Source organism: Nocardioides sp. CPCC 206348 (assembly GCF_048654705.1).
GTDB lineage: Bacteria > Actinomycetota > Actinomycetes > Propionibacteriales > Nocardioidaceae > Nocardioides.
Genome location: NZ_JBMCZA010000090.1, coordinates 1 through 1,874, shown reverse-complemented (window position 1 = coordinate 1,874; position 1,874 = coordinate 1). Strand labels below are relative to the sequence as shown.

The following is a 1,874-nucleotide window of genomic DNA, read 5'->3' as shown; positions in this document are numbered from 1 at the left end:
GGCGCCGGTCGCGGCCTGGGCAAGGAGATCGCCCGGCATCTGGTGGCCGAGGGCTACGCCGTACTCGTCACCGACGTGGACCTCGCGCTGGCCAGGGCTGCTGCGGCCGAGCTGGGTTGTGAGGCCGCTGTCCTGGACGTGCGGGACGGGGCGCAGGTCGAGGCTGTCGCTGCTTCCGTGGTCTCTTTCGCTGGACGGTTGGACGTGTGGGTCAACAACGCGGGCGTGCTCGTCACCGGCCCCGCGTGGGAGCAGGACGAGGCCACCCGCCGGCTGATGGTCGAGGTCAACACGCTGGGCGTCATGAACGGGACGGTCGGCGCGATCCTGGCGATGAAGGACAACGGTGGCGGCCACATCGTCAACATCGTGTCCCTGGCCGGCCTGGTCGCCGTACCGGGTGAGGGTGTCTACTCCGGGTCCAAGCACGGCGCGATCGGCTTCAGCCTCTCGACGCAGTGCGACCTGAACCTCGCGGGCCACCAGGACATCAACATCTCCTGCGTGTGCCCCGACGGCATCTGGACCCCGATGCTGCACGACAAGCTCGACGACCCGGAGGCGGCGCTGTCCTTCTCGGGCAAGCTGCTCAAGCCGTCCGAGGTCGTCGACGCCGTGGCTGCCGTGCTGCGGAAGCCGCGGCAGGTCACGGCGGTTCCCCGGTGGCGGGGTGTCCAGGTGCGGTTGTTCGACGCGATTCCTGATCTGAGCCTCAAGGCACTGCCGGTTGCCGTCGGCATGGGCAAGCGGCAACAGGCGAAGTTCCGCAAGAACGGTGTGCCCGAGTGACGGTCTTCATCACCGGCGGGCGCGGGTTCATCGCCCGCGCGCTGGCCGATCACCTGCGTGGACAGCGGATTCACACCTCGGGCGTGGACCTCGTCGCCGATCCTGCGTACGACGTCGTGGCGGGTTCCACGTCGTCGGGGGACGGGTGGCAGGAGCATGTTGCCGGGGCCGAGGTCGTGGTGCACACGGCCGCCCTGGTGACGAACACCGCGACGCACGACGAGGCGTGGCAGGTGAACGTACTGGGCACGCGACGCGCGCTGGACGCCGCGATCGCCGGCGGGGCGCGGCGGTTCGTGCACGTGTCGTCGGTCCGCGCCTTCGGCGACCTCGGCTGGCCGGACCAGGTCACCGAGGACCACCCGGTCCGCAATGACGGCGGCTCCTATGTCGACTCGAAGATCGCCAGCGAACAGGTCGTCCTGCAGGCGCACGCCGCCGGCCAGATCGAGGTGGTCGTGGTGCGCCCGGGCGACGTGTACGGCCCCGGCTCACGGCCCTGGACGATCCAGCCGGTGGGGTTGATCCGTAGCGGTGCCTTCGTGCTGCCGGCGATGGGTCGCGGGATCTTCAGTCCCGTGTACGTCGACGACCTGGTCGCCGGCCTGCAGCTGGCCGTGTCCCACCCCGCTGCTGCGGGGCAGGTCTTCACGATCGGCGGGGGAGTCGGGGTGACCTGCGCAGACTTCTTCGGCCACTACTACCGGATGCTCGGCAAGCGTGGCCCTCGGGTGCTGCCCACCCCTGTCGCCGTGGGCCTGGGGACAGTGGCTTCCCTGGGTGCGAGGGCGGTGGGTCGTCGTACGGAGGCGAGCGCGGAGACGATGCACTACTTCACCCGCACCGGCACGTACTCGATCGAGAAGGCGGGGCGCCTGCTCGGCTATGCGCCTGAGGTCGACCTGGATGAAGGCATGCGTCGGACCGAAGCGTGGCTGCGCGAGCGCGCCCTCATCTAGTGCGCGATGCGCCGGTGGTTGAGGTGCGAGGCGCGCCAGCGCCGAGCCTCGAAACCCGGTGGCTGTGGAGAACTCGGCCGATCTGGGTGAAGTGTCGGAGGGCTCTGGTCCAATACTCGTATGGCA

Annotated in this window: 2 protein-coding genes; both read left to right on the top strand. The window is 69.6% G+C overall.

Features of this window, described 5'->3' with window-relative positions; translation table 11 throughout:
- A partial coding sequence (locus tag ACOADB_RS04730) for an SDR family oxidoreductase (RefSeq protein ID WP_378596778.1) occupies window positions 1–789 on the top strand: 789 nt, incomplete at its 5' end.
- Window positions 786–1,748 carry an NAD-dependent epimerase/dehydratase family protein gene (locus ACOADB_RS04725; RefSeq protein WP_378596777.1) on the top strand — a complete coding sequence of 321 codons (963 nt, stop codon included), beginning with the start codon at window positions 786–788 and terminating at the stop codon, window positions 1,746–1,748. The genes ACOADB_RS04730 and ACOADB_RS04725, both read left to right, overlap by 4 nt.
- Window positions 1,749–1,874: the final 126 nt, after the last annotated feature.